General features: G+C 41.2%; 18 protein-coding genes. 8 read left to right on the forward strand and 10 right to left on the reverse strand.

What is annotated here, in order from left to right; genetic code table 11:
- The 10 genes from ACSQ7D_RS06500 to nrfH form a co-directional block, all read right to left on the reverse strand.
- A partial coding sequence (locus ACSQ7D_RS06500) for a hypothetical protein (protein WP_437135700.1) occupies positions 1-540 on the reverse strand: 540 nt, incomplete at its 3' end.
- A gap of 177 nt (positions 541-717) precedes the next feature.
- Positions 718-2,958: a GH92 family glycosyl hydrolase gene (locus ACSQ7D_RS06505; RefSeq protein WP_437135701.1), complete on the reverse strand. Its 2,241-nt coding sequence runs from the start codon at positions 2,956-2,958 to the stop codon at positions 718-720.
- Positions 2,959-3,001: 43 nt separating this feature from the next.
- Positions 3,002-4,171, reverse strand: a complete 1,170-nt coding sequence (locus tag ACSQ7D_RS06510) for a glycosyltransferase family 4 protein (protein WP_437135702.1) — start codon at positions 4,169-4,171, stop codon at positions 3,002-3,004.
- Positions 4,152-4,982 (reverse strand): glycosyltransferase family 2 protein, encoded by an 831-nt coding sequence (locus ACSQ7D_RS06515; protein WP_437135703.1) that lies wholly within the window; start codon positions 4,980-4,982, stop codon positions 4,152-4,154. The genes ACSQ7D_RS06510 and ACSQ7D_RS06515 overlap by 20 nt, the downstream gene beginning before the upstream one ends.
- Positions 4,983-6,104 carry an EpsG family protein gene (locus ACSQ7D_RS06520; protein ID WP_437135704.1) on the reverse strand — a complete coding sequence of 374 codons (1,122 nt, stop codon included), beginning with the start codon at positions 6,102-6,104 and terminating at the stop codon, positions 4,983-4,985.
- On the reverse strand, positions 6,101-7,513 hold the full coding sequence (locus ACSQ7D_RS06525) for a lipopolysaccharide biosynthesis protein (RefSeq protein WP_437135705.1): 1,413 nt from the start codon (positions 7,511-7,513) through the stop codon (positions 6,101-6,103). Before ACSQ7D_RS06525 ends, ACSQ7D_RS06520 begins: the two co-directional genes overlap by 4 nt.
- A gap of 478 nt (positions 7,514-7,991) precedes the next feature.
- Positions 7,992-8,786: a cytochrome c biogenesis protein CcsA gene (gene ccsA, locus ACSQ7D_RS06530; RefSeq protein ID WP_437135706.1), complete on the reverse strand. Its 795-nt coding sequence runs from the start codon at positions 8,784-8,786 to the stop codon at positions 7,992-7,994.
- Positions 8,787-8,832: 46 nt separating this feature from the next.
- Positions 8,833-10,050 (reverse strand): cytochrome c biogenesis protein ResB, encoded by a 1,218-nt coding sequence (locus ACSQ7D_RS06535; protein ID WP_437135748.1) that lies wholly within the window; start codon positions 10,048-10,050, stop codon positions 8,833-8,835.
- An 84-nt stretch (positions 10,051-10,134) separates the two neighbouring features.
- Positions 10,135-11,601 carry an ammonia-forming cytochrome c nitrite reductase gene (nrfA, locus tag ACSQ7D_RS06540; RefSeq protein WP_198475055.1) on the reverse strand — a complete coding sequence of 489 codons (1,467 nt, stop codon included), beginning with the start codon at positions 11,599-11,601 and terminating at the stop codon, positions 10,135-10,137.
- Between the two features lie 29 nt (positions 11,602-11,630).
- A complete protein-coding gene (gene nrfH, locus ACSQ7D_RS06545) occupies positions 11,631-12,248 on the reverse strand; it encodes a cytochrome c nitrite reductase small subunit (RefSeq protein ID WP_034575961.1) in 618 nt (205 codons plus the stop codon).
- 185 nt (positions 12,249-12,433) lie between these two features.
- Here nrfH and ACSQ7D_RS06550 point away from each other — a divergent pair, with 185 nt between their 5' ends.
- From ACSQ7D_RS06550 to ACSQ7D_RS06585, 8 genes are all read left to right on the forward strand, one after another.
- Positions 12,434-13,828, forward strand: coding sequence for an alginate export family protein (locus ACSQ7D_RS06550; protein ID WP_437135707.1), 1,395 nt, complete (start codon positions 12,434-12,436; stop codon positions 13,826-13,828).
- 719 nt (positions 13,829-14,547) lie between these two features.
- Entirely contained in the window at positions 14,548-17,562 is a 3,015-nt protein-coding gene (locus tag ACSQ7D_RS06555) for a SusC/RagA family TonB-linked outer membrane protein (protein WP_437135708.1), read from the forward strand.
- Between the two features lie 23 nt (positions 17,563-17,585).
- Entirely contained in the window at positions 17,586-19,124 is a 1,539-nt protein-coding gene (locus tag ACSQ7D_RS06560; RefSeq protein ID WP_437135709.1) for a RagB/SusD family nutrient uptake outer membrane protein, read from the forward strand.
- Positions 19,125-19,212: 88 nt separating this feature from the next.
- A complete protein-coding gene (locus ACSQ7D_RS06565; protein WP_437135710.1) occupies positions 19,213-20,037 on the forward strand; it encodes a LamG domain-containing protein in 825 nt (274 codons plus the stop codon).
- Positions 20,030-20,803 carry a prolyl oligopeptidase family serine peptidase gene (locus tag ACSQ7D_RS06570; protein ID WP_437135711.1) on the forward strand — a complete coding sequence of 258 codons (774 nt, stop codon included), beginning with the start codon at positions 20,030-20,032 and terminating at the stop codon, positions 20,801-20,803. The genes ACSQ7D_RS06565 and ACSQ7D_RS06570 overlap by 8 nt, the downstream gene beginning before the upstream one ends.
- A gap of 425 nt (positions 20,804-21,228) precedes the next feature.
- Positions 21,229-21,375 (forward strand): hypothetical protein, encoded by a 147-nt coding sequence (locus ACSQ7D_RS06575; protein ID WP_048747783.1) that lies wholly within the window; start codon positions 21,229-21,231, stop codon positions 21,373-21,375.
- Positions 21,376-21,525: 150 nt separating this feature from the next.
- Entirely contained in the window at positions 21,526-22,908 is a 1,383-nt protein-coding gene (locus ACSQ7D_RS06580) for a glucoamylase family protein (protein ID WP_048747784.1), read from the forward strand.
- 310 nt (positions 22,909-23,218) lie between these two features.
- Positions 23,219-26,023 carry a triple tyrosine motif-containing protein gene (locus tag ACSQ7D_RS06585; RefSeq protein ID WP_437135712.1) on the forward strand — a complete coding sequence of 935 codons (2,805 nt, stop codon included), beginning with the start codon at positions 23,219-23,221 and terminating at the stop codon, positions 26,021-26,023.
- Positions 26,024-26,099: the final 76 nt, after the last annotated feature.

Below are 26,099 nucleotides of genomic sequence, written 5' to 3' on the forward strand. Positions count from 1 at the left end.
CATTTCTTGCTGGTGATGAATTTTACACTTGAATGGTAAGTTTGAAAATCCAATGGTGAATTTTAAGCTTAGCTTTCCTTGCTCATCTTTTTTATTCTTCTGTCCATTTTGCATTCCTAAATGGAGTAGTTTGGATGAGATACTCACTATTGTAGAATCATAACTACTTATTTTAGAAGTAATTCCTTCTTCTAAAAAAGGTGCATACTTCTTTACGCAATAAGCAAAAAGTCTTTCAAAGAAAACTACATTTATTTTAGCAATCCTTTCTGCAATGCTACTATGTGATATGACTTTAGTAAGTGATATCTTAGCAATCATTTTAAAGAAATTTGTGATATAAAAGTTTTCAAAGGTTCTTAGACTAGCTCTATCATCTGTCAAAGCACCGAAAATTAGCAACTTAAATATTTCTATTCCTTTAAGTTTTTTGCTATATTTATCGACTCCTGTTTCTTTTACAAGAAATTCTAACTCTTTATCTTCTATCTTAGAAAAGATATTTGAAATTCTTTTTCTATTCTTTATTATAGTGGTCATAACTTTTTTTTTGCAAAGATAATACTTACACAGTATTTCTACAAAAAAAACATAGTTAAAAATCAGTGCTTTATAAATCTTCCTTACAGTTTTGGTTTCAGACTTTGGCAAAGTGTAGTGACGGAAATGTGATTTAGTTTTTTTTGAATAGCCTCAGTATCACACTTTTCTTACCTCTTATCTCTTACCTAGCTCAAATCGTATTTTCTTTGCATTCTTTAGTGCCTCGTGACTGATGAAATAGGATTTGTAAGGCTTGTCGTCGATGTAAATGTTCTTAATGAAAATGTTTTCAGGCGAAGCATTACTTTCTATTACCAAATCACCAGCAGGATAGTACTGCGGATTGCGTTTGAGGGTGATTTTAGTAAACTTAGGCGAGGTAAAAGTATAGTTAGGCTCAGCGGGAGTAATAGGATAAAAACCTGCCATTCCATAAATGAGCCAAGCCGACATTACTCCTGTGTCTTCATTGCCTGGGAGCCCCGCAGGTTTGTTTTGGAAATACTCATTGATGAGTTGGTCTACTTTCTGTTGGGTTTTCCACTCTTTACCTTTAAGGAAGTTGTAGAGATACGGATAGGCAATATCGGGTTCGTTTGCCATATCGTACTGCTTACTGTCGAAAATATGGTCAAGTTGCTTTTCAAAAGGTTTTTCACCGCCCATTAGCTTGATCATTCCTTTTACATCGTGGGTTACCATATATACGTATTGCCACGCATTACCCTCTATATAGCCTACATTCTCTTCAAAGTTAGCCCCACTTTCGGGGTTGAAAGGCGCATACCACTTGCCATTGGCGTGACGTGGACGCAATAAATGGGTTTCTTTGTCGAATAACTTTCTATACGAATAGGCTTGTTTGTTAAACTTCTCGTAATCGGCTTTTTTGCCTAACTTCTTAGCGATTTGCGCAATGGCAAAGTCGGCAGCGTTGTACTCTTGGGTAGTAGATACCGGACCTCTTACACCCCCATCTACACTCAGGTACCCCAATTTCCAATACTCTTTCACCCCTGGGCGTATAGGGTTGTTTTCAAGGGTATTCGCCCCTTTGAGCATCGCCTCGTAAGCCGTTTGTATATCAAAATCGGTGAGACCGCGCAGGTAAGTATCTGCTAATACTATGCTGGCAGGATCGCCTACCATCGTAAAGGTTTCAGTGGAATTGAGTTCCCATTTTGGCAGCCAACCACTTTCTTTGTAGATGTCGAGCATCGTGCGCACCATTTGCAGTTGCTGTTCGGGGTAGAGCAGGGTGAGCAATTGGTGGTAATTGCGATAGGTATCCCACAATGAGAATACCGTATATCGTTCGTGATTTTTGCCTATTTTGTTAGTTTTGCTCTCAGGGTAATCACCATTCACATCGTTGAGGAGATTCGGGTGAATAAGCGCGTGATAGAGCGCTGTGTAGAATATCGTTTTTTGGTCGTCGGTACCGCCTTCTACGGTAGCGCGGAGGGCATCGCTCCATGTTTGGCGAGTAGCGGCATACACCTCGTCAAAAGTGCGGTTGCCTATTTCTTTTTCGAGGTTTTCACGGGCGTTGGCAATGCTCACGTATGAGATACCTACTTTGAGTTCTACTACTTCATCTTTATCAAATTTATAGCGGAAATACGCCCCTATACTATCGCCTACTACCTCGCGAGCGAATTGTTCTTTGAGGCGGGTGTCGCCGTTGTACCACATCCATTGGGCTTCTACCCCTTGATGTTTTTCAGGCGTATGCCAAACGCCATAAGAAGGGGCTACTTTGTTCACTTTAGCTACAAAATACACCGGATATGCCAGCTCCGGACTGTTATAGCAGAAAGTCCCTACCATACGCATCCCTTCCACCTCGGTAGGTGATACGAATTTGAGCATCGCGCCCTTTTCGTTGGTGAGCCCGAGTCCGAGATTGATGAGCAGGTTGGCTTCTCCTTTCGGGAAGTGATAGCGAGTAATACCAGCCCTTGTAGTGGCGGTAGCTTCAGTTTTGATATGGTATTTAGTAAGGAAGTTGCTGTAATAGCCCGCTTTAGCCACCTCATTTTGGTAGGTTGAGCCATATTTTAGGTGATTTACCTCCAATTTACCAGTAGTAGGCATTGCGATAATCACCCCGAGTTCAGGACAACCCACACCGCTGAGGTTCACGTGGGTAAATCCGGTGAAGAATTTATTTTCATTTACATAAGGATTAGAAAGCCAGCGACTGTCTTTTTCGAGCGGAGCTTTCACCCCCGTAGTATCGAAAGCTACATTGAAAGGCGAAATGCTAAGCATACCGCGCGGAGCAATAGCCCCAGGGTGCGTAGCGCCAAAGTTAGAAGTACCAATGAGCGGATTGATATAATCCACAGGTTGCTGTTGAGCGTGTAGTGATAAAGCCACCCACAAAGTGGCAAAAGAAAGAAGTTTCTTCATTCGTTCAGAACTCTAAATGGTTAATCAGGCTACAAATGTACGATTATTTTTTAGAAGAAGCAACACTTAATAACTTATTATACGTTTCTATCAAGGCTTGCCATACCATTTCCTTGTGATATCGTTGTTCTATCAAAGGTCTGCTATTACTCTTTAACTTATGATACAACGGCTTATCATCTAATAATAACGTCATTGCTTTTTGAAAAGCTTTTGCATTTTTAGGAGGAACGATAAGTCCGTTTTTGTTTTCTATAATAATTTCGTTACTACCGTTGATATCGGTTACGATACAAGGTAATTCCATAGCACCTGCCTCTAATACTACATTGGGGAAGCCTTCGCGATAACTTGGAAATACAAAACAGTTGGCTATTGCCAAATAAGGGCGTACGTCTTTTTGCTCTCCTACGGATATAATATCAGGGTCTGTATCTATGGCGCTTAATGTTTTAGTTTGCAGGGGGTCTAAATGAGCTTCTTGTCTGCCTACCAATAGCAGTTTTATAGGGGATGTTGTTTGCTGTTTCAGTGCTTGAAAAGCGGTAACCAATTCATTAATGCCCTTATCGCCTACTAATCTTCCTACAAAAACATATATAAAATCATCTGCTCCTATGCCTAAGGATGCTCGTAAAGTAGCTTTATCAGTAGCCGAAAAATGTGTTTTAGAAAAATAGTCGGTATCTATCCCGTTGATATTGCCATTAGCCAATACTTTTAAGGGTTTTGCTGTAATATGAAATTGCTGTAAATCTCTTTTTACCCCTTCACCTTCGGGATATATATCGGTAGCCGCCCAGCATAATAACTTATCCATCGCTATGAGTAGCCGTTGCATTACACCTTTGCGAGTGGGAAAAATGAGTCCGGTAAAAGTATGTATCCTGATAGGTACTCCAGCCATCTTAGCAGCCAGCATACTCAGTAAGCCTGCTTTGGGAGTAATAGAATGTACTATAGTAGGTTTTTCTCTCTTAAACAAGCGGTAAAGTTTCAACAGAGAACTCAAATCTTTCAAAGGAGCAATAGGGCGCGACATTGCAATAGCAAAGGTATTTACCCCTTCTCGCCTCTTTACCTCTTCCAAGTCTTCTCCTTCACCCGAAATAGCAGTTACCTCAAAAGTCTCGTTCAAGAACTTTAGTTGCCCTTTTAGCAGTGAGTTTAAAGACGAGGGTACAGTGGCGGTTCTAAATAGTTTTATTTTCATCTTGATAAGCTGTATAAGGTTTTACAGGGCTGATTTTTATATTGCGCCTATTCACAAGCCTTTGCTCCATACCAAAAATATGAGCTATTCTATATACAATACCTTTGAGAAAATTCGCTCTAAAATAGTGTTTCCAATAGCTTTCATTAGGATATTTACTAAAAATATAGGCTTTACTTTGCTGAGCTAAAAAATACTTCTTGTAATAGTTATTGCCCACTTCTCTATAAAACAGTAACGGCTCATTCAAACGCACAAAATGGTATTTTGAGTGGGTGCGATACCACAGTTCAGCATCTTCCATACGAAGCGCTTTGGTATCATAAGGATTTTCTAAAAACCACTGTTTTTTAGCTATGATGGTAGGGTGTATAAAGCTTTTTACACGTGTTAAAGTATTTTCAGGAGTGAGAGGGTATCGTGTGCCTGTTACGACATTCTCATCGTTTATGATATAGGCATTAGTGCCGAGTACATCTATCTCGGGATGAGCTTTCAATACCGTTAATTGTCTTTCAATGCGAGCAGGGTGCATTATATCGTCGGCGTCCATTCGAGCGAGGTAAAGCCCTTGAGCAAGAGAAGGAAGTTCGTTGAGTCGCGTTGCCAAGTTTTTATTCTTTCCATCGCTTATTACTTTTATACGACTGTCTTTCTGAGCATAACTTTGAGCAATAGATAAAGAATTGTCAGTGCTTCCGTCGTCCAAGAGGAGTAAATCCCAATCGGTATACGTTTGAGCTTGTACGGATTCAATGGCTAAGGCTAAATACTTTTCGGCATTGTAAAAAGGGAGTCCAATGGTTACCATCTATGTGTGTTTTAAAGTGTTGTACAAAGTGAAAAATGCGTATAGCAAAATGAAAAAAGCAATCACAGCGGTCTTAGGTTTAAAGTCTTTTGAAAAACACGGCAGTACAATAAACGGAATCGCTATCCAAGCAAAAAGTCCCCAACGGTCGGAATACGGAATCTGGAATGCCATAAAAAACAGAAAACTTACGCTTGTAAAATATTTTAAAAGCTGGTCGTAAGAGGTACTCCAAGCGCTCGCTACTACAAACGATTGCTTACGCATATAGAGCCCTATCCCCAGAAATAGCGTGGTAAAAGCTACAAATTGTGGTTTGAAGCCCACTTGATATAAGCCATCATCATTTATAAAATAAGTGCTAAAGCGACCTGGGTCTTTCCGCAAGATAACTTCCATAACCGAAGCAATATTTAACAGTCCTACATTTAGATAGGCTAAAACAATCCCCAATACATATAAAGCTAAAAAATAGTACAATGGAATTTTTTTAGCTACTAATTGCAATAGCAGAAATACGACAATAGGAATTATTACAGTGGTGTGGGTAACAAAGGCTAATAATAAAAATAAATAAGCTGTGTATTGTTTTCTTTCCCATAAACTATAAGCAAATATTAAAAAAGCTAAAGAAAGCCCTTGCCTAATAATATTAATAGCTAAACTCTCTGCAAAAAACAACGACACAAAGGAGAAAAAGGCAAAAAAAGCATTCGTTTGGTATTTATCACTTAAGTTTTTCAAAGCATAGGCTATGATTCCGTAGAAAAGCCCTGCAACTATTAGCAAAAATACCGAAAAAGGGGCTCCTATACTACTTAATCCTGTCATCAACCAGCTGAACATTACCTCTATTTTTACAATGGGAGGCATATCTCCATTCATCCAATAATGATAATTCATCGTATCTGTACCCACGCTTACATCTCTAAACCCTACAATTGAGATAAAATAAATCACAAAGAAGGATAAAGCGTGTTTTGAAACAAAAGAAGGTAATTTATCTTCATTACCTCTATCCATTCGGTATGCCCAAACGAGGGCTATAATAGCCATTAGTGCATAACCAACGTTATACAATAGCTTAAAATACGCTTCTGAAATTCCTAATGGTGTAATCATAATTCTTTATTTTTATACATAATTTGTTTAACTTCCTTTGCATAAAACACAGCGAAAAGCGACCCTATCACTAAACATTTTAACACAAAAGAGAGGTATAAATTATGAAATTCAATATCTCGGGTAAAATAGGCTATCAATAATAGCCCTACAAATATAATGGCTACTTTCAGCATACTCAATAACTGATGCTTTAAAATTCCTTTGAGTACTTTATCAAGAGAAAAACTCACCCAAAAAAACATTATCACACTGTGGATTACGATTCCGTAGAGCACCCACTGAAAACTTCCGCAGTAGGCAATCAAAAGAACGGGAATAATGAGTAGTTTCCCTATGAGTTCTATCCGTAAATATTGGTTAGTGTCACCTAATACCGCAAAATAATCAATATTTAAGTTGTAAAGTACTATAAAGACCCCTGAAAGGGAAAGGATTTGTAATATCGGGATACTTTCTGTCCATTTTTCTGATAATATAATAATTATTATCTCCTTTGAGGTAAAAAATAGCACACAACTCACAAAACTCACCAACAAGAAAGTAACCTTTTCAAAAAAAAAGAACTTATCACTTTTGGCTTTGAGATTTTCTTCCTTAGAAAGGGTTGAGAAACTTACTTTTTTTACAATCGTAGAAATATTGGAAGAAAACAAATCGCGGAAGGTTACTGCACGAGTGTAATAACCCAAAGCACTTGCACTGAAAAACTTACCAATAAACACGTAGTAAATATTAGTTTGTAGGATATTTAGCAGGTTTGAAAAAAGTAGATTTCCTCCATACAAAAACAACTGTTTAAACGATTGCCAAGAGAATAACCAACTGGGGCGCCATTTATTTAAAATCCAAAAAAGTGCTACTGTAATAGCTTCTCCAATAAGCACTCTATACAGCAAACTGTACACACCCCAGCCTCTTTTTGCCATTACGATAGCACAAACGGCACTGATAGTTACAGAAATGAGTGAAACAACGGCTATCTTTCTGAAAGCTAATTCTTTTATAAGTATAGTGCGATGTATAAGCTCAAAAGAAACTAATACAATGTTAAGCCCTAATAACTGTAATAGAGGCTGAATAGGAGGGTTACCAAAAAAAGAGGCTATCCCTGCTGATGAGACATAGAGGAGTAGGTATAAAAAGACTGAAAAACCTATGTTTATAAAGAAGATAGTGCTATAATCGGTTTGTGTAGTGTTCTTTTTATTGATAAGTGCTGCCCCAAAACCTCCTTCTACCAAAACATTTGTTACGGTAATGAAGAAGGTAGCAATACCAATAAGACCAAAATCTTCAGGCACGAGGATACGAGCCAAAATAATCCCTACTACAAAATTCAATATTTGTTGTAGGAAATTATCTACTGAACTCCAAAATAAATGCCTAAAAGAATTGCTTTGTAACATTAAAAAAATGATTCTCTACATTAAGTAGTTAAATTGCAAAAGTAGCAACTCTGCCGAAAAAAAACAACAAAAAGGACGTATTTTTATTTTTTGAGTATTGATAAACAACTTCTCAGAGAGAGTCTGAATACATCGGAAGGAAACGGAGATTTTCAAAAGTAGGATTTTAGATAAAAGGTAAAAGATGAGCTGTAAATTGGGTGTGCTTAGCTTATAGAGAGCTTATAGGAAGCTTATACGAATCTTGGACGATTGGTATAGAAAGGGTATATAAGTTGTTGATTCATACTGTGATACAACAGCGCTAAAAATGTTAAAAACAGGGTTTCGAGGCGAAAGAAAGAGAAAAGGCACTAGGCCTTAGGCCATAGGCACTAGGGGGAAATAGGCTACACGGGCAGTTATAACTTTCAGCAAAAATCGTAGCACAACAAGTAAAAAAGCTGTTAAGCGAGGGCTTAACAGCTTTTTTAGTTATTTATCCTGAATAGGTATGTACACTCATTTGTGCCGTTGGCAAGTAGTTAACGCCAAACCAACAGATGAGCAACAGTATAAATGCGAGCCCTACAATGATAAAACTCTGAAAGGGTTTCTTTTCTTTGTGATTGTACTTGTGGTGGAGATATACCAAATAGCCGAGCCAAGTGATAAATGCCCAAGTTTCTTTAGGGTCCCACGTCCAATAGTGTCCCCACGCTTCTTTTGCCCAAAGAGCTCCAAAAAGCAATCCAAAGGTGAGAAATACATAACCTATTTTTACAAGCTGATCGATAACAGTAAAGATTGATTGTACTTCTTGTCCTTTTTTATAGCGATAAATGCCATAGAAAGCGGTGAGTGATGCCATTCCTAACATCGCATAAGCAAATATATACACAATTACGTGTGGAATGAACCACACGCTCTGCAAGGCAGGCATTAGGGCTTTGTTCATTGTATCGGGGTGGGTGTAGGTAAGTACTACAAATACAATCCCCATTACAGCCGAATAGCTAAGCATCCACTTTTGGCGATAGAGGAGGTAGATAGCATAACCTATGAGCCCCATAAAGAATGCGTACCAAATACGCGTTTCGGCAAGTGTGCGCAATGGCGGACGGTCTAAATTCTGCCATAAGGCAACAATAAAACCTCCTATGGTTAAGGTAGCTACCAAGTGAGCTACAATACTCACTCCTCTAAGTGCTTTGCTTTTGCTGTAGATAAGCGTACCCGAAAGTAGCCACAAAGCTACTGTAATATATGTTATAAGATTAAAATAATGCCACATTTTTAATTAACAATTGACAATTAATAATTAACAACAGCGTTAGCTGTTACTTGTTAGCTGTTTTAGTTTTTACTTCAAAGAGTAGGGCAATACCGCCAGCAAGTAGTAAGAAAATTCCTACATAAACGACAGGTAACCAAGGGTCGGAGATGAGTTCGACGACACTAAGTTCTGACCAACGTCCCATACGCTCGTCATAACTCAATTGGTAAATGCGCCAACCACCTACGCTAATAGGGTGATTTACTTCTATTTTTTCTTCGAGTACTTCGTTTATATGATCTTTTTGATATATCAATACATCGGATTGGAATTTACGTGCTTCGGCAGGAGCCATTACCAAGGTATGCTCATTGTCTAAATGAATGGCACGGGGTGAGAATTGGAAGTTTCCGGCAGAAATCCAATCGGTTTTCTTTTTGTGAGTACGAAGGTCTTCTACGGTTACTTTGGCTGCATTGGTCGCACCCCACATCGTGTGATTGATGTAGGTACTATCGGTATCGGGAATAGCTTTTTCAAGATATTGGTGAAGGGTGATTTTCCAGTTCAGCAGGGTTGCATAGTCACCTTCTTTCTCCAGCATAAAGCCTTGAGGTTTTTCAGTAGGCAAAGCAGAACCTGTACTATCAATCACAAATAGTTTGTTAGGATAAATATCAATACTGAACTCTTTGAGTTCCATTGCAATGGGGAGTTCTACCATCTGATTATCTTCAGTAGTAGCGCGCCATTCGAGCTTATCCTTATAGAGGTTCATTTTCAGACGTATAATATCTCCCTGCCCTAATACCCCAGCAAACATTGTAAGCCATAAGCCAAAGTGATTGAGGAGGAAAGGAATGTTTTTGCGTTGATAAACCATTGAGCGTTTGAGGATAGAAAACCAGAGGTTCATCAGTGCTAATACGAAGATAATGCCAAAGTACCAAGTTTTGGTAAGGTCGTCTAAGCCTAATTTGCCCACAAAGCTATGAGCTACCTCTTGAGGATTTACGTTGATGCTCCCCAAACCAATGGTGAGAACCCCAAGGGTTACGACCGTAACAATAGCAAAAGGCGCTGATGAAAAGCGCACGATAAAATTCGTTTTTCTAAAAATAAAATATACAGCTGTAGTGAGTACCACAAAGGCAAAGCCTCCTATTACATTGTAAGGAAAGCTAAACCAACTTTTGCTGATACTTCCTAAGGTAAGTTGTAGTATCAGCCCTATGATAAGGGATATGCACGCTACGAGAATAGCGAAAGGATATTGTTTCATAGTTAGGTAAAAGATAAGAGGTAAGAAATAGGGGCGAATGTAATTCGCCCCTACATCGTGATTTGTCATTCGTAATTCGTTAAATTACTTTTGGGTTACTAAGCGTCCTTTTTCTTTAGCTTCTTTAATCCATTTAGGAACGATAGTTTCTAAGAATCTTTTCTTAGCAGCTTCTTCTTTAGGGATATCTAAGCCTATTTCTTTCTGAGCTTTAGCTTTAGTGCTGATATCAGGCATCACGAAAGCTGTTTTGATGTTTAGTTTTTCTTTAAGCACATCTAAATTATCTTCAGCTTGATAAGCATAGATAAGACCATCGCTAAGGAGGCGTTCAGATTCGATAGGAGCGTGGAAAGCGGCACCGTGTGAAGAGTGTACCATATCCCAACGCCATTGTGATTTGCGGATAAGTGCCAAAGTAGGTTTCATTTGTTCTTCAGTAGCACCGTTATCCCACAAGAATTTAGCTTTAAAGTGTACTTTTGCTAATTGTTTTTCGAGTTTCATACGCATACCATATACAGCATCTTGGCGATCGTATACGTTTTTCACCAATTCTTCTTCACTTTGGCGGTGACAAGTTTGACAACTTGCTGACACGTTACGCAAAGGGCTACTGATTTGGTGATCGGTGAATTTCACAGCACCATCAGTTTTGTAAGGCATATGGCAATCGGCACAAGAAACGCCACGTTGTCCGTGAATACCGAGTTGAGAAAGTTCATAGTCGGGGTGTTGTGCTTTGAGGATAGGAGTACGGCTAAGTGGGTGTACATAGTCAGTCCAACCTTCTGCATCGTAGTACTCTTCCATCTTTTCAATAGTCATACCTTTATCCCAAGGGAAAGTAAGATATTTTTTATCACCTTTGAAGTAGTACTCTACGTGGCATTGCGCACAGACGAGAGAACGCATCTCTTGATGAGTAGCTTTATTGATATCGCGCCCTTGACGTTTGAAGGCTTCTTGTAAAGCCAATTGACTTACTTGCAATTTCATAGTTTTAGTATCGTGGCAAGTAGCGCAACCGATAGGATTTACGATTTGGCTACCCCATTGATCCCAAGGAGCGCTGTAATAAGTTTCGGCACCTACTTCTTTCATAAGGCGAGGCACATCGGGGCTTTTACAAGTCCAGCAAGTACCTGGTTGAGGAGAGTGGGTAGAATCGGTAGGGGCACCAGTACGGAGGATTTTAGTAACGTCTTCAATAGCGTGCATATGTCCGCGTGGAGCGTTGTATCCCTTAGAGAAAGAATAACCAGCCCAAAGGATTACCATTTCTGGACGTAGCTCAAGCAGATCATCATCGTTACTACTCATATACTTAGAGCGGAAAGTAGTGTCGGCAGTAGCTGCCCACGAAGCGTATTCACGAGGATAGAACGGTTCGTAAAGCTCATTGCGGCATTCACCTTCTTTAAGGTTATTACCACCTCTAGCTATCAATTGAGCTTCTGTAGATCTGTTCATTATCGAATTAGCCAATAGACCTAATAAAAAGGTAACCACTGCTAATAAACCTGCAATTAACCAATGTTTCTTTTTCATCGCTGTATAAATTATATTTCGTTTTTTTTTTAATTATTTGATTTTTCTCTGTTTTTCACCATTTTGTCAAGCCAATCGGGAGTATTGCTAGGCATATTGTCCACAATAGGCACAGGCGAATGAGGAGCAGCATTAAGCCCTCGTACGCGACTGTGAGGTACTTCTCGGTGGCAGTCCCAGCACAATTTACCGTTATCAGCGTGTGCCATTTTAGCAGTCACCTTGCCCGCTTGCACTTCACTTACCAAAGTACTATGGCAACGAATACAATTTTCTTGTACCACTGTTTGCCCTGGAGTGTGCATCTTAATCACTTGTGGTTCCATACGGAAGGTGAACATTGTAGCGTGGCGAAGTCCGTCGTTCGCTTTAAAATAATATTTGCGAAAAACGTTGTCGTGAGGCACGTGACAATCGTTACACACAGTATTGCGACCGTGCGAAGAGTGCATCCACGTAGCATACTCAGGCTCCATAATATGGCAGTTCACACACGCCTTGGGGTCGTCAGACAGATAGGTGTATGCTTTGGATATATAAAATTTGTATCCGCAAAGCCCTATCAGTATCCCTACTAACGAGGGAATTAAGAAACGAAACCATCGTCCTTTTTTAGTAGATGGGGTGTTGTTATCTGTTGTCGCCATTATATAAAAAAATATTTTTTCGTTGTTTTTCGTTGCAAATGTAAATAGTTTCCTTACATTTGCAAAAGAAAATAAAGATATATCCTTATTTTATTGTAATTCTAAATAAGAGACTGTGGTCTTATGTCTTATTTTTAGTATTTTAACCTATTTTAAACGTAAAACATTTTAAAAACACTATACCAATGAAAAAACATTTATTATCATTTTTTGCTTTGGGTACCGCTTTCGTTTTGTGCCCCACTTTAGCAACTGCGCAGGTAGAAAATCCTCCTGCCCCTAATGAAGGTATTCCTCCTCCACAACCTCCTATGGAAGAGATGATGACACCTCCTTCTCCGCCACCTGCCGATAATGAGTTCACGCTATCAGCACAAATTCGTCCGCGTTTCGAGTACCGCAATGGGGCATATCGCCCTTTAGTAGAAGGTGAATCTCCTGCTATCCTCACCAACAACCGCGTGCGCTTAAACTTCGACTATAAGCATAGCGACCGCCTACATTTGTACGTTTCTCTCCAAAACGTAAACGTTTGGGGGCAAGCGCAACAAGTACAAGCTGTCGATAGAACAGGCGGTATGTCGGTTTTCGAGGCTTACGCCGAATTCCCTCTTATGAATACTCTTAGCGCAAAAGTAGGTAGACAAGTGATTGCGTTGGACGACGACCGTATTTTCGGCTCTCTCGATTGGCACCCTGCCGGACGTAGCCACGATGCAGTAAACCTCAATTGGACACCTTCCGAAAAGTGGACACTTCGCGGTTTCTTTGCTTATAACCAATCGGGAAGTACCACGACCCCTACTCTAAATGTAAATACTCCGAGCGGACAGAATTTCACTCCAGGATGGGGTCAGGATTATCAACACTTGCAAGCGCTTCACGCACACTACAACATTAGTGAAGCGCACCAATTGTCGCTCTTGTTTGCTAACTTAGGTTACCGTACTGATGATAGTGCTGACCAAAATATGCAAACTTTCGGAGCACACTACACTGGCAAAAGTAACCAGTTGACCTATGGAGCTTCTGCTTATATGCAAACTGGTAAAAACGCTACAGGAGCCGATAAAAGCGCTTATATGTTTGCAGTGAACGCAGGCTATAAGTTCTCTCCTATCTTTGGCTTAACTGCTGGTGTAGACTACCTCAGTGGCAACGCCTCTGATGACAATTCTAAAGATAAGAAATTCAATCCATTCAGCGGTACCAACCACAAGTTCTATGGCTTTATGGATTATTACTATGTAAGTTTCACTCCTTCTGTAGGTTTGCTCAATCCTTATCTCACTGCCAATGTACGCACTGGCGAAAAGAGCAACCTCAGCGCTACTTATCACTTCTTTGCACCCGCAGCTAAGTTCGAAACTGATAAGAAACACAGTAGTCTCGGTAGTGAAATCGACTTAGTGTACAACTTAAAGGTACAACCTTTTATAGGGTTGCAAGTAGGTTACTCTACTTACTTTGCTAACGATGGCACTAAAGCCCTCAAAGGTACTGCTAACCAACGCGGTTACCAAGACTGGTTCTGGTGCAGCCTAAACATCAATCCTAAATTGTTCTCTGCTATATTTTAATTGTATTGAACTATAATAAAAAGAGGTAAGAATTGCCATAGCATTCTTACCTCTTCTTTTTTGCTAAATTGTTCACTACATCTCTCTTCTACCTTCACCTTTCCGTCGCTACATTCCCCCTATTACCTCCGTCATTCGTCATTCGTTCCTCGTCATTCGTTCCCTTTTCCGTCATATTCCCCCTAGTACCTATGGCCTAAGGCCTATCACCTCTTCCTTTTTCTTTCGCCTCGAAACCCCGTTTTTCCCATTTTTATACTCGTTGTATCATATTATGAATCAACTATTTATATACCCTTCCTATACCAATCGTCCAAGATTCGTATAAGCTTCCTATAAGCTCTCTATAAGCTACCCCCACCCTCCTTACACCCTTTTTTCATCAAAAGACCTCTTAGTCTCCTTCTGAAAATTTCCGTTTCCTTCCGAATCCTCCTAACAGTCCCAACACATCGCTTTTTCATCTCAAACTTTGGCAAAGTTTTAAACTTTGCCAAAGTTAAATAAACTAACAATATTTTCTAATTCTCTCATTTTCTAATTTACTCACTTTTTTGCTCTCAGAAATATCTAACAATCAAAATATTGTATTTTTTTGTAGTACTTTTGACGTAGTATGTCATTTCGTTAATTTTTCATTGTAGTAGTTTTGACGTAGCTCTTTTTTTGGAGATAAAAGAAACTTTTAGCAATTTTGCGGTGAAAAAAATCAACAACATATGGAAATAAAGAAAATATTGTTTTTCTTCCTGATGTTTTCTCTAACCGTTACCCTGCACGCTCAACAAATTACCGTACAAGGTACCGTTTATGAAGAAGGGACTAAAAACCCCATTCCAGGAGCAAACGTAATTGTAAAGGGTACTACCCAGGGTACTTCTACCGACTTCGAAGGGCACTATACACTTCCCAATGTGCCCTCCAATGCCGTCTTAGAAGTCAGCTTCGTAGGTATGCAGACCCAAAATGTAAAAGTAGCAGGACGCTCCCGCATTAATGTTACTTTAAGAGAAAATACCCAAGAGCTCAAAGAAGTAGTAGTGATTGGGTATGGGGCAGCTCAAAAACGAGACCTTACAGGCTCTATTGTCAGTCTTAAAACCGATGAATTTGCTGACCGTCCATCTACCAACCCCTTAGCCTCTATCCAAGGGAAGGTAGCTGGGGTGCAAATCGTCAATACAGGGCGGGCAGGGCAAGACCCCGAAATACGTATCCGCGGTACAAACTCTATCAACGGCTATACACCTCTATACGTAGTCGATGGGCTCTTTACCGATAATATCAACTACCTCAACCCGCAGGATATCGAGTCTATGGAAATCCTCAAAGACCCCTCGTCTCTCGCAATCTTCGGGGTTCGTGGTGCCAATGGAGTGATTATCATTACCACCAAGAAAGCCAAAAAAGGACAAACCATCGTAAATATCAATTCTTCCGTAGGATTAAAAATCATCAACGACCGTATTGCAATGACTGATGCCGAAGGCTTTAAAACTCTCTACAACGAGGATTTAGCTAACAAAGGTGCCGCTCCTTTTGATTATACACACTATCAAGCCAATACCGATTGGCAAGATGAAATCTTCCGCCGTGCGTGGGTGTCTAATCATAACGTCAGCGTAGCCACCTCAGGCGAGAAAGGGCGCTTTTATATGGGGGCAGGCTATACCGATGAAGAGGGCTCTATCAAGCACGAAAAGCTCTCTAAACTCACCCTCAACCTCAGTAGCGATTACAACGTAACCGATTATCTGCGCTTTGGCTTCCAAGCCAATGGTTCTCGCACCCTCCCTATCGATGCCAAAGGGGTAGCAAGTGCCCTAAAAGCAGCTCCTATTGTAGCCCCTTACGACACTCAATCGGGTTTGCTAAATATAATGCCTAACTTCCAGCGTGCCCAAGTGTGGAATCCTCTTATCGATGTCGAAACACGTGCCAATCACAACAAAGGTTTGAATCACCGTTTGGCGGGCAATGTATATGGTGAACTCGATTTTCTTAAAAACTTCACCTTTAAGGCTACCCTTTCTATGGATTACCGCATAGGCGAAAACCGCGAATATTCCCCTATCATCTGGGTCTATAACCCCGATACCCAAAAGAAAGAAAACCTCAACGAACGCGAAACAATTAATCAGAGTAAATCTACCACCATTGCCACCCAGCAGGATTATATCCTTACCTACAAAAAACAAGTGGCAAAACACAACCTTACCTTTATGGGAGGGCTTACCACCAATTACACCGAACACAGTTCGCTATCAGGCTCTCGCTATCAAAATATCAACGATATAGTGTTTGGCATTCCCGAAAATACCGATAAGTGGTGGTTGTCATCAATTGGGGGTAGCAATATGAGCAATGGTTCTGGTCAGTATCGGCGTTTTACAATGTCGTATTTAGTACGTGGTTTGTACAATTACGACAACCGTTACCTCCTCAATGCTTCTTTCCGCCGCGATGGTGCCTCCGTATTTAACCGCTTAGGCAATACGTGGGATAACTTCTATTCCTTCGGGGCCGGCTGGGTGCTCAGCGAAGAAGCCTTTATGAAAAACCAAAAAGTGGTAGATTACCTCAAACTCAAAGGATCTTGGGGCGTTTTAGGTAACCAAAACACTGGCGGACGTAACTATCCTACTTACCCTCTGCTCACCAATTCGGGCAGTGCTGTATTCGGCGACCGTATCATTACGGGCTATGCACCTGCTTATTTAGTGCAAAACTTAGGTTGGGAAAAGACCTATGCGTGGGAAGCTGGTGCTGAATTCCGATTCTTAGGCAATCGCCTCAGTGTAGAACCTGTTTACTATCACAAGAAAACCAAAGACCTTATCGTGCTACTCAGTGGCTTAGCAGGAGCAAAAAACTCTTTGGAAAACCTCGGCGAAATTGAAAATAAAGGATGGGAGATTTCAGCCTCTTGGCAAGACCAACGCAAAGAAAGTGGTTTTAGCTATGGTGTAAATGCCAATATCACCACAATTGATAACAAAGTGCTTTCACTTGGTAGAGGAGAAAAAGATGCGCTTTACGAAGGCTATCAAAACGTAGCGCGCACGTTGGAAGGCTACCCTATTGGGCACTTCTACGGCTATAAAGTGAAGGGCGTGTATCAAACTTTTGAAGATATCGACACCTCACCTACCAACAATATCGCTACCGTAAAACCTGGTGATCTCAAATTTGAAGATGTGAACGGCGATGGTGTAATCGATAGCAAAGACCGCACGATGATAGGTAACCCTACCCCCGATTTCACTTATGGATTTAGTGTGAATCTCGGCTACAAAGGCTTCGACCTCACCGCCGAATTTATGGGAGCTTATGGCAACGAAATCTACCGCGGTTGGGGCGAAGTAGGCTATGCAATTCTCAACTACCAAGCCCACCGTTTAAAACGTTGGCACGGCAAAGGCACTTCTAATTGGGAGCCTATTATAGATAACGGTCGCGCTATCAACCGTGAAAACTCCTCTTATTACATTGAAGACGGTAGCTTTTTCCGCCTCCGCAACGTGCAATTGGGCTATAGCTTGCCACAAGAAGTAGTACAACGCTTCAAAGTACAGAAATTGCGCTTCTATGCCAACGTACAAAATCTCAAAACTTGGCATAAAAACACAGGGTATACCCCCGAAATAGGTGGAGGAGCTTTGGCTTTCGGTATCGATACCGGCACCTACCCTATGCCAATGATTGTTACCTACGGGGTGAACCTTACATTTTAATTAACAATTGATAATTAACAATTATGAAAAAGAATATATATCATATCATAGCAATAGGATGGATGGCAGCGAGCCTCGCCCTCTTTACCCATTGCAATAAATTCGACCAAGAGCCACAAGGCGAATGGGTCGATGGCGACCAAGGGAATGTATCAGGCTCTTTTGAAGCCGATATATTCACCCTCTACGGAAAACTGAGAGGCTCTGATCTGGTAGCGGGTATTCCTGCTTTGGCAATCCACAGTTTCCGCAGTGAAGATGCCGAAAAAGGCTCTACTGCCAGCGATGGAGTTGATCACGCCAATATGTTCGATAATTTCAATTATGTAGCGACTAATGGTTTAATTAACGGATACTATTCCGCTAACTACGAAGTTATTCACCTCTCCAATACCGTGCTCGACAAAATCAATAAGGCTGACCAAAGTACTCTCACCGATTCCGATAAGATAAACCGCGGTGAAGCACACTTTTTCCGCGCCTTTGCCTATTTTAACTTAGTGCGCGCCTTTGGCGAAGTACCTCTTATCAATTTCCGTATCTATAAAGATGAAGATGCCAATAAACCTAAGGTAAGCGTTGATAAAATCTATGAACTCATTGATGCCGACCTTACTGCTGCCGAAAGCGTACTCCCTCGCACGTGGAGTGCTATCTACATCGGTAGACTTACTTGGGGGGCTGCCCGTTCGTTGCACGCCAAAACCTATATGATGCGCTCTAATTGGCAAGCAATGTACAACGCCTCTACCGATGTGATAAATTCAGGAATTTACAACCTTAGTACACCCTACAATAAGTTGTTCCGCGAAAGTGGCGAAAACGCTCCCGAATCTATCTTAGAAGTACAGTGCACTGCCAATGCCACCTATCCTCAATCCAGCCAAGTAGGTAGTCAGTTTGCTCAAGTACAAGGCGTGCGGGGCTCTGGACAATGGGACTTAGGTTGGGGGTGGAATTGCCCTACCCAGCTTTTAGCCGATGCTTTTGAAGCAGGCGACCCTCGCAAAAATGAAACCCTGCTCTATTTTGCCAAAAGTGAAGCCGAAGCTGCTACTATGCAACCCAATACCCCTTACGACGAAAAACCAATTGCACAAGCAGGCGTGGTAAATAAATATTACAACAAAAAAGCCTATACCGACCCTGCTTTGCGTAGGTCATACAGTCGTTTTGGTTATTGGTTCAATATTCGTCTCATTCGATATTCCGATGTACTTTTAATGGCTGCCGAAGCCGCTAACGAACTCGGCAACAGTGCCCAAGCGCTCGTCTACTTAGAGCAAGTGCGAGCAAGAGCACGAGCAGGCAATAACAGTGTTTTACCTGCCGTTACAACCACCGTTCAAAGCAATTTGCGCGACGCTATTCGTCACGAACGCCGTATAGAGCTCGCTATGGAATTCGATCGTTTCTACGATTTAGTGCGTTGGAATATTGATGTGGAAACCCTGCACAACGCGGGCAAAACCGCTTATCAAACCAAACACCGCCTTTTGCCCTTACCTCAAGCGCAAATCGACCGTTCCAACGGAGTACTTATCCAAAATCCTAATTATTAATTAGCTAACAGGTGTCAGGTATTAGGTGTCAGCTGTCAGGTAACATCACGTCATCTTTTACCTTTTACCTCTTATCTCTTATCTAAAAATGAAAAAATATCTATTTTATATCAGTTTTATGGCAGGTCTTACAGCTTTTACTAACTGTTATCAAGATTTAGACCAAGACCCGCCTTTCGATTATCCTGAGGAGGTAATACCTCAGTACAACCCTCAAAAGCTCTTGTTTACCTTTGAGGGCAATGCAAAAAATGTGAGTACTTACAAGATTCCTACGCTCTCTAAGGGCAATGTCACCTATACAGACGGCAAAAAAGGCAAAGCCTACCAAGGGGGTGAAGGTACTTATGTTTTTATCTCCCCTCGCACAGCGCGTTTTGCAGGCGATATATCTCTGAAAGATACGATAGCTAACCTCGGTAGTTTTACAGTAGCTTTCTGGATGAACTCCCCTCAAGTAAATAAAGGTACAGGTATCTTTTCAATTCCTAATACTAAAAAGTTCTGGGGTAACCTCGATATTTTCTTAGATGGCAATAATACTGCTGGCGAAGGACGTTTTAAAATGCACCTCTTCAATGGTACTAAAGAAAATTGGGTAGAGACCAAAATCCCTGGTACTATTGGTGATTGGGTGTTTATGACCTTCCGTTACAACCACAAAACGGAAATGTTACACATTTTCAAAAATGGAGAAATTGTCTTTACGCGTGCCCTTACAGGTTGGGGGAGAATTGTCTACAACAATATGGGCGATTTGGTCTTAGGTACTTATGGATTCCAAACCGATCCTCCTCAATCGTCTGACAAAGCACAAACTTGGGCACAGTCCTTCCCTGGCAAGTTAGAAAACTTCGCTTTCTACAACAAAGCCCTTACCGATGAACAGATAAAAGCTTTGTATAATGAGTAGCCGTTATTATGTTTACTTTATAGCACTCTTACTTTCCTTTCCTCTTTCTGCTCAGAATGAGGCGTATACCAAAGGCGTATATGTGGATAAGCAAAAAAACAGTATGCCTTACCGCTTTCTTCAACCTAAAAAAATGGAGAAAGGCAAGAAATACCCTTTGGTGCTCTTCTTGCACGGAGCTGGCGAAAGAGGGAACGATAATGAGAGTCAGTTGCGCAATGGGGGCACGGTGTTTAGCAATCCTGCGAACCGAGATAAGTATCCTTGCTTTGTGCTCTTTCCGCAGTGTCCTGAGGGTGCGTATTGGTCGCTTGAAAAGCGTCCTGAAAAAGGTTACAAAAGCGGTAATCCTTTACCAAAGGACACTCCCATTACCAGTCATTTACGGTTGGTGAAGGAACTTTTAGACGAGACTTTGGCTACATATCCTATCGACCCTAAGCGGGTGTACATTATGGGCATTTCGATGGGTGCGATTGCTACTTTGGATATGGTGTATCGCTTCCCCGATACCTTTGCTAAAGCTGTCTCGATATGTGGGGCGACTAATATAGAGCGTATGCGTGAGTTCAAAGGGAAAACAAAATTCCGCTTTTATCACGGTGATATTGACGATGTGATACCGGTCATTTACTCGCGCGAAGCCTATGAGGCGTTGAAAAGCACTGGCAAGAAAGTAGAATACATAGAGTTCTACGGAGCCAATCACAACGCTTGGCACCCTGCTTTTAACACCAAAGACTTTTTAGAATGGAGTTTTAGGTAAGGTAAAAGGTGCGAGCCGCACAGGCAGTGTGAGCCACACGGGCAGTCGTAGCACGACGGGCGGGGAAAAATTAGCAGATTAGCAAATTTGAAAATGAGGAAATGTGGAGGGTTGGAAGATTCGGAAGGAAACGGAAATTTTCAAAAGGAGACTAAGAGGTCTTTTGATGAAAAAAGGCTGTAAGATGGGTGGGGTTAGCTTATAGAGAGCTTATAGGAAGCTTATACGAATCTTGGACGATTGGTATAGGAAGGGTATATAAATAATTGACTCATAATATAATACAACGATACAAAAAATGGTAAAAACGGGGTTTCGAGGCGAAAGAAAGAGGAATAGGTGATAGGCCTTAGGCCATAGGCACTAGGGGCGAGTGTGACGGAAAATTGAAAGAAACCTCCTCCTAGCCCCCTCAATGAGGGAGAATGTGGAGAGTCATTTATTCGGTAAGCCCCCGAACCCCCGAAGGGGGACAAGCTGTAAAAGGAGACAAACCTCCGCCTTTACACATACTTTGCTTTCGTGGGGCACATACCCAGCTATTGCTGGCTACTTTCAAAGGGGGAAATTAGTGACGGATAGGAACACAAGCTATAAGTTTGCGCTAGCGGGGAGATAAGTAGCTGATGTTGCTAAATTGCACAGATTGCAATATAAATATAACTGTAAATCAGTATTAATATTATATTGAATTGATGTTAAAATAGAAAAATATACAAAATATGAAGCATATCAAACAGATAAACAGAACACTTTTTGTGCTTCTTATTGCATTCTGCGCGTCGTGCAGTTGCAGTAAGGACAGTAAGAAAGGGGGTAATACGCCTACTCCTAAACCACCTGTTGAAAAGAATCGTCCGATGGAATTTGCTTCCGACGATGCTTTCTTGGATTATATTCAGCGTTCGCACCTCAACTATATGTGGGACGGTGCCGAACCTAACTCGGGGTTAGCCCCTGAGCGCATTCATATAGATGTCCCTTCCGATGATGCTCATATCATCACTACGGGAGGTTCGGGCTTTGGCATTGCAGGGCTATTGGTAGGGGTAGAACGCGGTTTTATCCCTCGTACACAAGCGGTAGAAAGATTTACTAAAATCGTAACTTTCTTAGAGAAAGCCGACCGTTATCACGGTGTATGGTCGCACTGGATAGACGGACGTACGGGTAAGACCAAACCTTTTGGACAGAAAGACAACGGGGGAGACCTTGTGGAAAGCGCTTTCTTGATGCAAGGATTGCTCTGTGTACGTCAGTATTTCAAAGACGGGAACGATACCGAAAAAGCCTTAGCTTCTCGCATTGATAAATTATGGCGCGAAATGGAATGGGATTGGTACTTAAACGGACAAGATGTGCTCTATTGGCATTGGAGTCCTGATTATGCTTGGCAGATGAATTTTCCTCTGAAAGGTTATAACGAGTGCCTGATTACCTATATTTTGGCAGCTTCTTCGCCAACCCACACCATTCCTGCTTCGGCTTATCACAACGGTTGGGCAAGCGGAGGAGCTATTAAAAGCACTCAGGTAACTTATAGTTTGCCACTTATTCTCAAGCACAACGGCGCAGAGCAATACGGAGGACCGCTATTTTGGGCGCATTATTCGTACATAGGGTTGAACCCCAAAGGACTCAGTGATGATTATGCCAATTACTGGGATTTGAATCGCAATCACACCCTTATCAACTACAAATATTGCCTAGAAAACCCCAAAGGTTATAAAGGTTATGGGGCGAACTGCTGGGGACTTACCGCCAGTTATTCAGTAAAAGGGTATGATGCACACAGTCCTAGCAAAGATTTAGGGGTGATAGCACCTACTGCCGCACTTTCCAGCTTTCCTTATACCCCTCAAGAATCAATGGCTGCGCTCAAGCATTTCTATTATGATTTGGGCGATACTATTTGGGGTAAATACGGCTTTTATGACGCTTTTAGCGAGCAAGCGGTATGGTATCCTAAGCGTTATTTGGCTATCGACCAGCTTACTATTGCCCCGATGATAGAAAACCACCGCACGGGTCTCATTTGGAAACTGTTTATGAGTTGCCCCGAAGTGCAGGAGGGATTAAAGAAACTGAATTTCAAGGTGCAGTAAAAAAGATAAAAGGTTAAGCCCAGCATTATCTTATGTCTAACCTAACCAGAAGTTTATTACTAACAGTGTTTTGAAAATTGGGTTTTAACAAAGGGCGATGTGTGAACATCGCCCTTTGTTTGATTAATGACTAAAAATAAAGAACAACAATTTTAATACGATAATACCAAAAATGCCAATAATACCAACTCAGAGACGAATGATGAGGGAGAAATAAGCGAAAAGAGACTTTCGTTGAAAATAGACGATGTTTTTTGGAATATTCAAAATAAAATAGTTATCTTTGCCAGCAACTAAACTTTAATACCTTATGCGTATGCGTGTTTTTCTGTGTGTTTTGATGGGATGGTTTGTAGGGACGATACACGCTCAGTTATTGCCACCTATCTATAACTACGCTCCTTCGGTATACTCGGGTGAGAGTCAGAATTGGAAAATATGTCAAGCGATAAATCAAAAGATATATTTTGCTAACAATATAGGTCTATTGGAGTTCAATGGGGTGGTATGGCAACATTACCCCTTGCCCAATGGGGCGATAGTGCGCGCCGTAAACGCCAAAGGTAACACTATCTATACAGGTGGTTTTGCTGAATTTGGTTATTGGCAAGCAGATGCTTTCAACCGTTTGCAATACACTTCGCTAAGTAAACGATTGGCATCTAAGGACATAGAAGACGAAGAGGTATGGAAAATTGTTTTTTTTGACCATTGGGTGCTCTTCCAGTCGTTACACAAACTTTATATTTACGACTCTCAGCACGACCGCTTTCACATTGTGCATTCGCAAAACAACTTACCTAAAATCTTCAAAGTGGGCGAGCATATCTTCTTTCAAAAGATGAATGAGGGGCTTTTTGCTCTTGTGAATGGTAAAGAGGAGTTGCGTTCGGGAGCATCTCTTTTCCGCGAGCATATTGTTATTAATATCTTCCCCTATAAAGGTAAGTTTCTATTTGTTACCCAAGACAAAGGCATTTACGAAGGAACACCTGCTGAGGTGAGACCTTGGCAAGTGAGTACTGGAGCACTTACTTCTTCCCTAAACATTTACAGTTGCGAACAACTCTCTGACGGTTCTATCTTGCTGGGGACGATTGCCAATGGTGTATACCGATTATCGCCAGAAGGACAACTATGGGAGCACCTTCATCAGAAGCAAGGCTTGCAAAACAACACGGTGCTTTCTATCTTCGAGGACAAGGAACACAATGTGTGGTTAGGCTTAGACAATGGCATTAGTATGGTGAATTTCTTTTCGCCTTTCCGCCAGTATAAAGATAACGAAGGAGTGTTAGGAGCCGTTTATACGTCTATTGTTTACCAAGGTGATTTGTATTTGGGCACCAATCAGGGGCTTTTTTATGCGTCCTTTCCTTTGAAAGCAGGTCAGCCATTTCAGTTGGTTGAAGGTACTAAAGGGCAAGTGTGGCAACTGAAAGAACTACAAGGCACTTTGTTTTGTGGGCACAATTCAGGTACGTTTGTGATAAACAACCATCGAGCACAGTTGGTGTGTAATCTTTTGGGTACTTGGGATATTAAACCTGTGGAAGGACACCCTAATTGGCTCTTGCAAGGCAATTATGAAGGTTTATACCTTTTGGAACTGAAAGAAGGGCGTTGGCAATACCGCAATAAGATAACAGGATTCAACGTATCGAGTAGGTTTTTTGAGTTTATTTCGCCTACTGAACTATTGGTAAGTCACGAGTACAAAGGCGTGTTCCGGTTGCAACTCTCCCCTGATTTTACCAGAGTACTCCAAGTGCACAAAGAGACTTCTGCCCCAATGGGACGCAAGTCGGCGATTGCTAAATACCGCAATGAGATTTGGTATTTTACTGAAAAAGGCTTGTTTAAATATGATATTACCGCACGTAAGTTTGTGCAAGATGAAAGCCTTACCCATCGGCTATTCGACCAAGATGCCTACTTATCGGGCACTATGTTACGGGGTAAAGAGGACGGATTGTGGTTTTTTACCCAATACAATATAGTGAAGATGAGTCAGGGTAAGTTAGACAAGGCACTTCAGCTGAAAAAGATGCCTCTCTCGGCTGCTTTTCGCAAGGATTTGGTAGGGTTTGAGAACCTCAATGAGTACCGAGAAGGTGATTGCCTTTTAGGTACGAGCACCGGCTTTATGGATTTTGCGTTTAATCCGTCGCACCATACTGCTTATGAAGTGCATATAGACCATATAGATAAAAGCAAAGTGGAAGGCGTATGGCAACCTATTGCTCTTAATAGTACTGATAACCGCTGGGCACATAACCAAAACAATCTGCGTTTTAGCTATAGTGTACCTGCCTATAATGTGATGTTTCAAACTGTATATCAATATAAATTGGAAGGACTTTATGAGCATTGGAGCGACTGGAGCAAGGAGGCAAGTGTGCAGTTTGATAATCTGCCTGCGGGTGATTATACCTTTCTGGTAAGAGCCAGAGTGGGAAATGCTGTTTCGACCAATACGGCTACTTTTCACTTTGTAATTGAAAAGCCTTGGTATGCCACTAATGTAATGATAGCCACCTATATAGGACTCTTACTGCTTTTGCTTTTTATTATCCACCGAGTGTATAGAGTTCATTATAAGCGTCATAAGAAGAAAGTAGAACAAGAAAAAGAGAAAGAACTCGCCCTATTGCAATTGGGGAACGACCGTACGGTAATGAAACTCCAAAACGATAAGCTCCAGAGTGAAGTGGAGAGCAAGAACCGCGAGCTGGCGGTGACTACGATGAACATCGTGCGCAAGAATGAACTGCTGATGAGCATCAAAGAGGCTCTTTTGAATAGTGGCAATAGCAAAGAAGTGTTACACATTGTGGAAGATAAGATCAACAGCGAAGGCGACTGGAAGCATTTTCAAGAAATCTTTAATCAAACTGACCGCGACTTCCTTAATCGGCTTAAATCACTTCACCCTGACCTTACTCCTAATGACATTAAACTGTGTATTTACCTGCGTTTGAACCTTTCGAGTAAAGAAATTGCTCCACTACTGAACATCTCTACCCAAAGTATAGAAATAAAACGCTACCGCTTGCGCAAAAAGATGCGTTTAGAGCGCAACCAGAACCTTACTGACTATATTCTAAAGCTCTAAATTAATGATTAATGGTTAATAATTAATGGTGCGAGCCGCACAGGCAGATGTGAGTCGTATGAGTGAGTAGAAAACA

The organism is Capnocytophaga sp. G1920, assembly GCF_051417515.1.

Excerpts from the sequence above, each read along its gene's own strand:
- nrfH (WP_034575961.1), bottom strand. The coding sequence starts at position 12,248 with ATGGCGACAACAGATAACAACACCCCATCTACTAAAAAAGGACGATGG.
- ACSQ7D_RS06555 (WP_437135708.1), top strand. The coding sequence starts at position 14,548 with ATGGAAATAAAGAAAATATTGTTTTTCTTCCTGATGTTTTCTCTAACC.
- ACSQ7D_RS06535 (WP_437135748.1), bottom strand. The coding sequence starts at position 10,050 with ATGAAACAATATCCTTTCGCTATTCTCGTAGCGTGCATATCCCTTATC.
- ACSQ7D_RS06565 (WP_437135710.1), top strand. The coding sequence starts at position 19,213 with ATGAAAAAATATCTATTTTATATCAGTTTTATGGCAGGTCTTACAGCT.
- ACSQ7D_RS06560 (WP_437135709.1), top strand. The coding sequence starts at position 17,586 with ATGAAAAAGAATATATATCATATCATAGCAATAGGATGGATGGCAGCG.
- nrfA (WP_198475055.1), bottom strand. The coding sequence starts at position 11,601 with ATGAAAAAGAAACATTGGTTAATTGCAGGTTTATTAGCAGTGGTTACC.
- ACSQ7D_RS06515 (WP_437135703.1), bottom strand. The coding sequence starts at position 4,982 with ATGGTAACCATTGGACTCCCTTTTTACAATGCCGAAAAGTATTTAGCC.
- ACSQ7D_RS06580 (WP_048747784.1), top strand. The coding sequence starts at position 21,526 with ATGAAGCATATCAAACAGATAAACAGAACACTTTTTGTGCTTCTTATT.
- ACSQ7D_RS06520 (WP_437135704.1), bottom strand. The coding sequence starts at position 6,104 with ATGATTACACCATTAGGAATTTCAGAAGCGTATTTTAAGCTATTGTAT.
- ACSQ7D_RS06585 (WP_437135712.1), top strand. The coding sequence starts at position 23,219 with ATGCGTATGCGTGTTTTTCTGTGTGTTTTGATGGGATGGTTTGTAGGG.
- ACSQ7D_RS06575 (WP_048747783.1), top strand. The coding sequence starts at position 21,229 with ATGTGGAGAGTCATTTATTCGGTAAGCCCCCGAACCCCCGAAGGGGGA.
- ccsA (WP_437135706.1), bottom strand. The coding sequence starts at position 8,786 with ATGTGGCATTATTTTAATCTTATAACATATATTACAGTAGCTTTGTGG.
- ACSQ7D_RS06510 (WP_437135702.1), bottom strand. The coding sequence starts at position 4,171 with ATGAAAATAAAACTATTTAGAACCGCCACTGTACCCTCGTCTTTAAAC.
- ACSQ7D_RS06505 (WP_437135701.1), bottom strand. The coding sequence starts at position 2,958 with ATGAAGAAACTTCTTTCTTTTGCCACTTTGTGGGTGGCTTTATCACTA.
- ACSQ7D_RS06570 (WP_437135711.1), top strand. The coding sequence starts at position 20,030 with ATGAGTAGCCGTTATTATGTTTACTTTATAGCACTCTTACTTTCCTTT.
- ACSQ7D_RS06550 (WP_437135707.1), top strand. The coding sequence starts at position 12,434 with ATGAAAAAACATTTATTATCATTTTTTGCTTTGGGTACCGCTTTCGTT.
- ACSQ7D_RS06525 (WP_437135705.1), bottom strand. The coding sequence starts at position 7,513 with ATGTTACAAAGCAATTCTTTTAGGCATTTATTTTGGAGTTCAGTAGAT.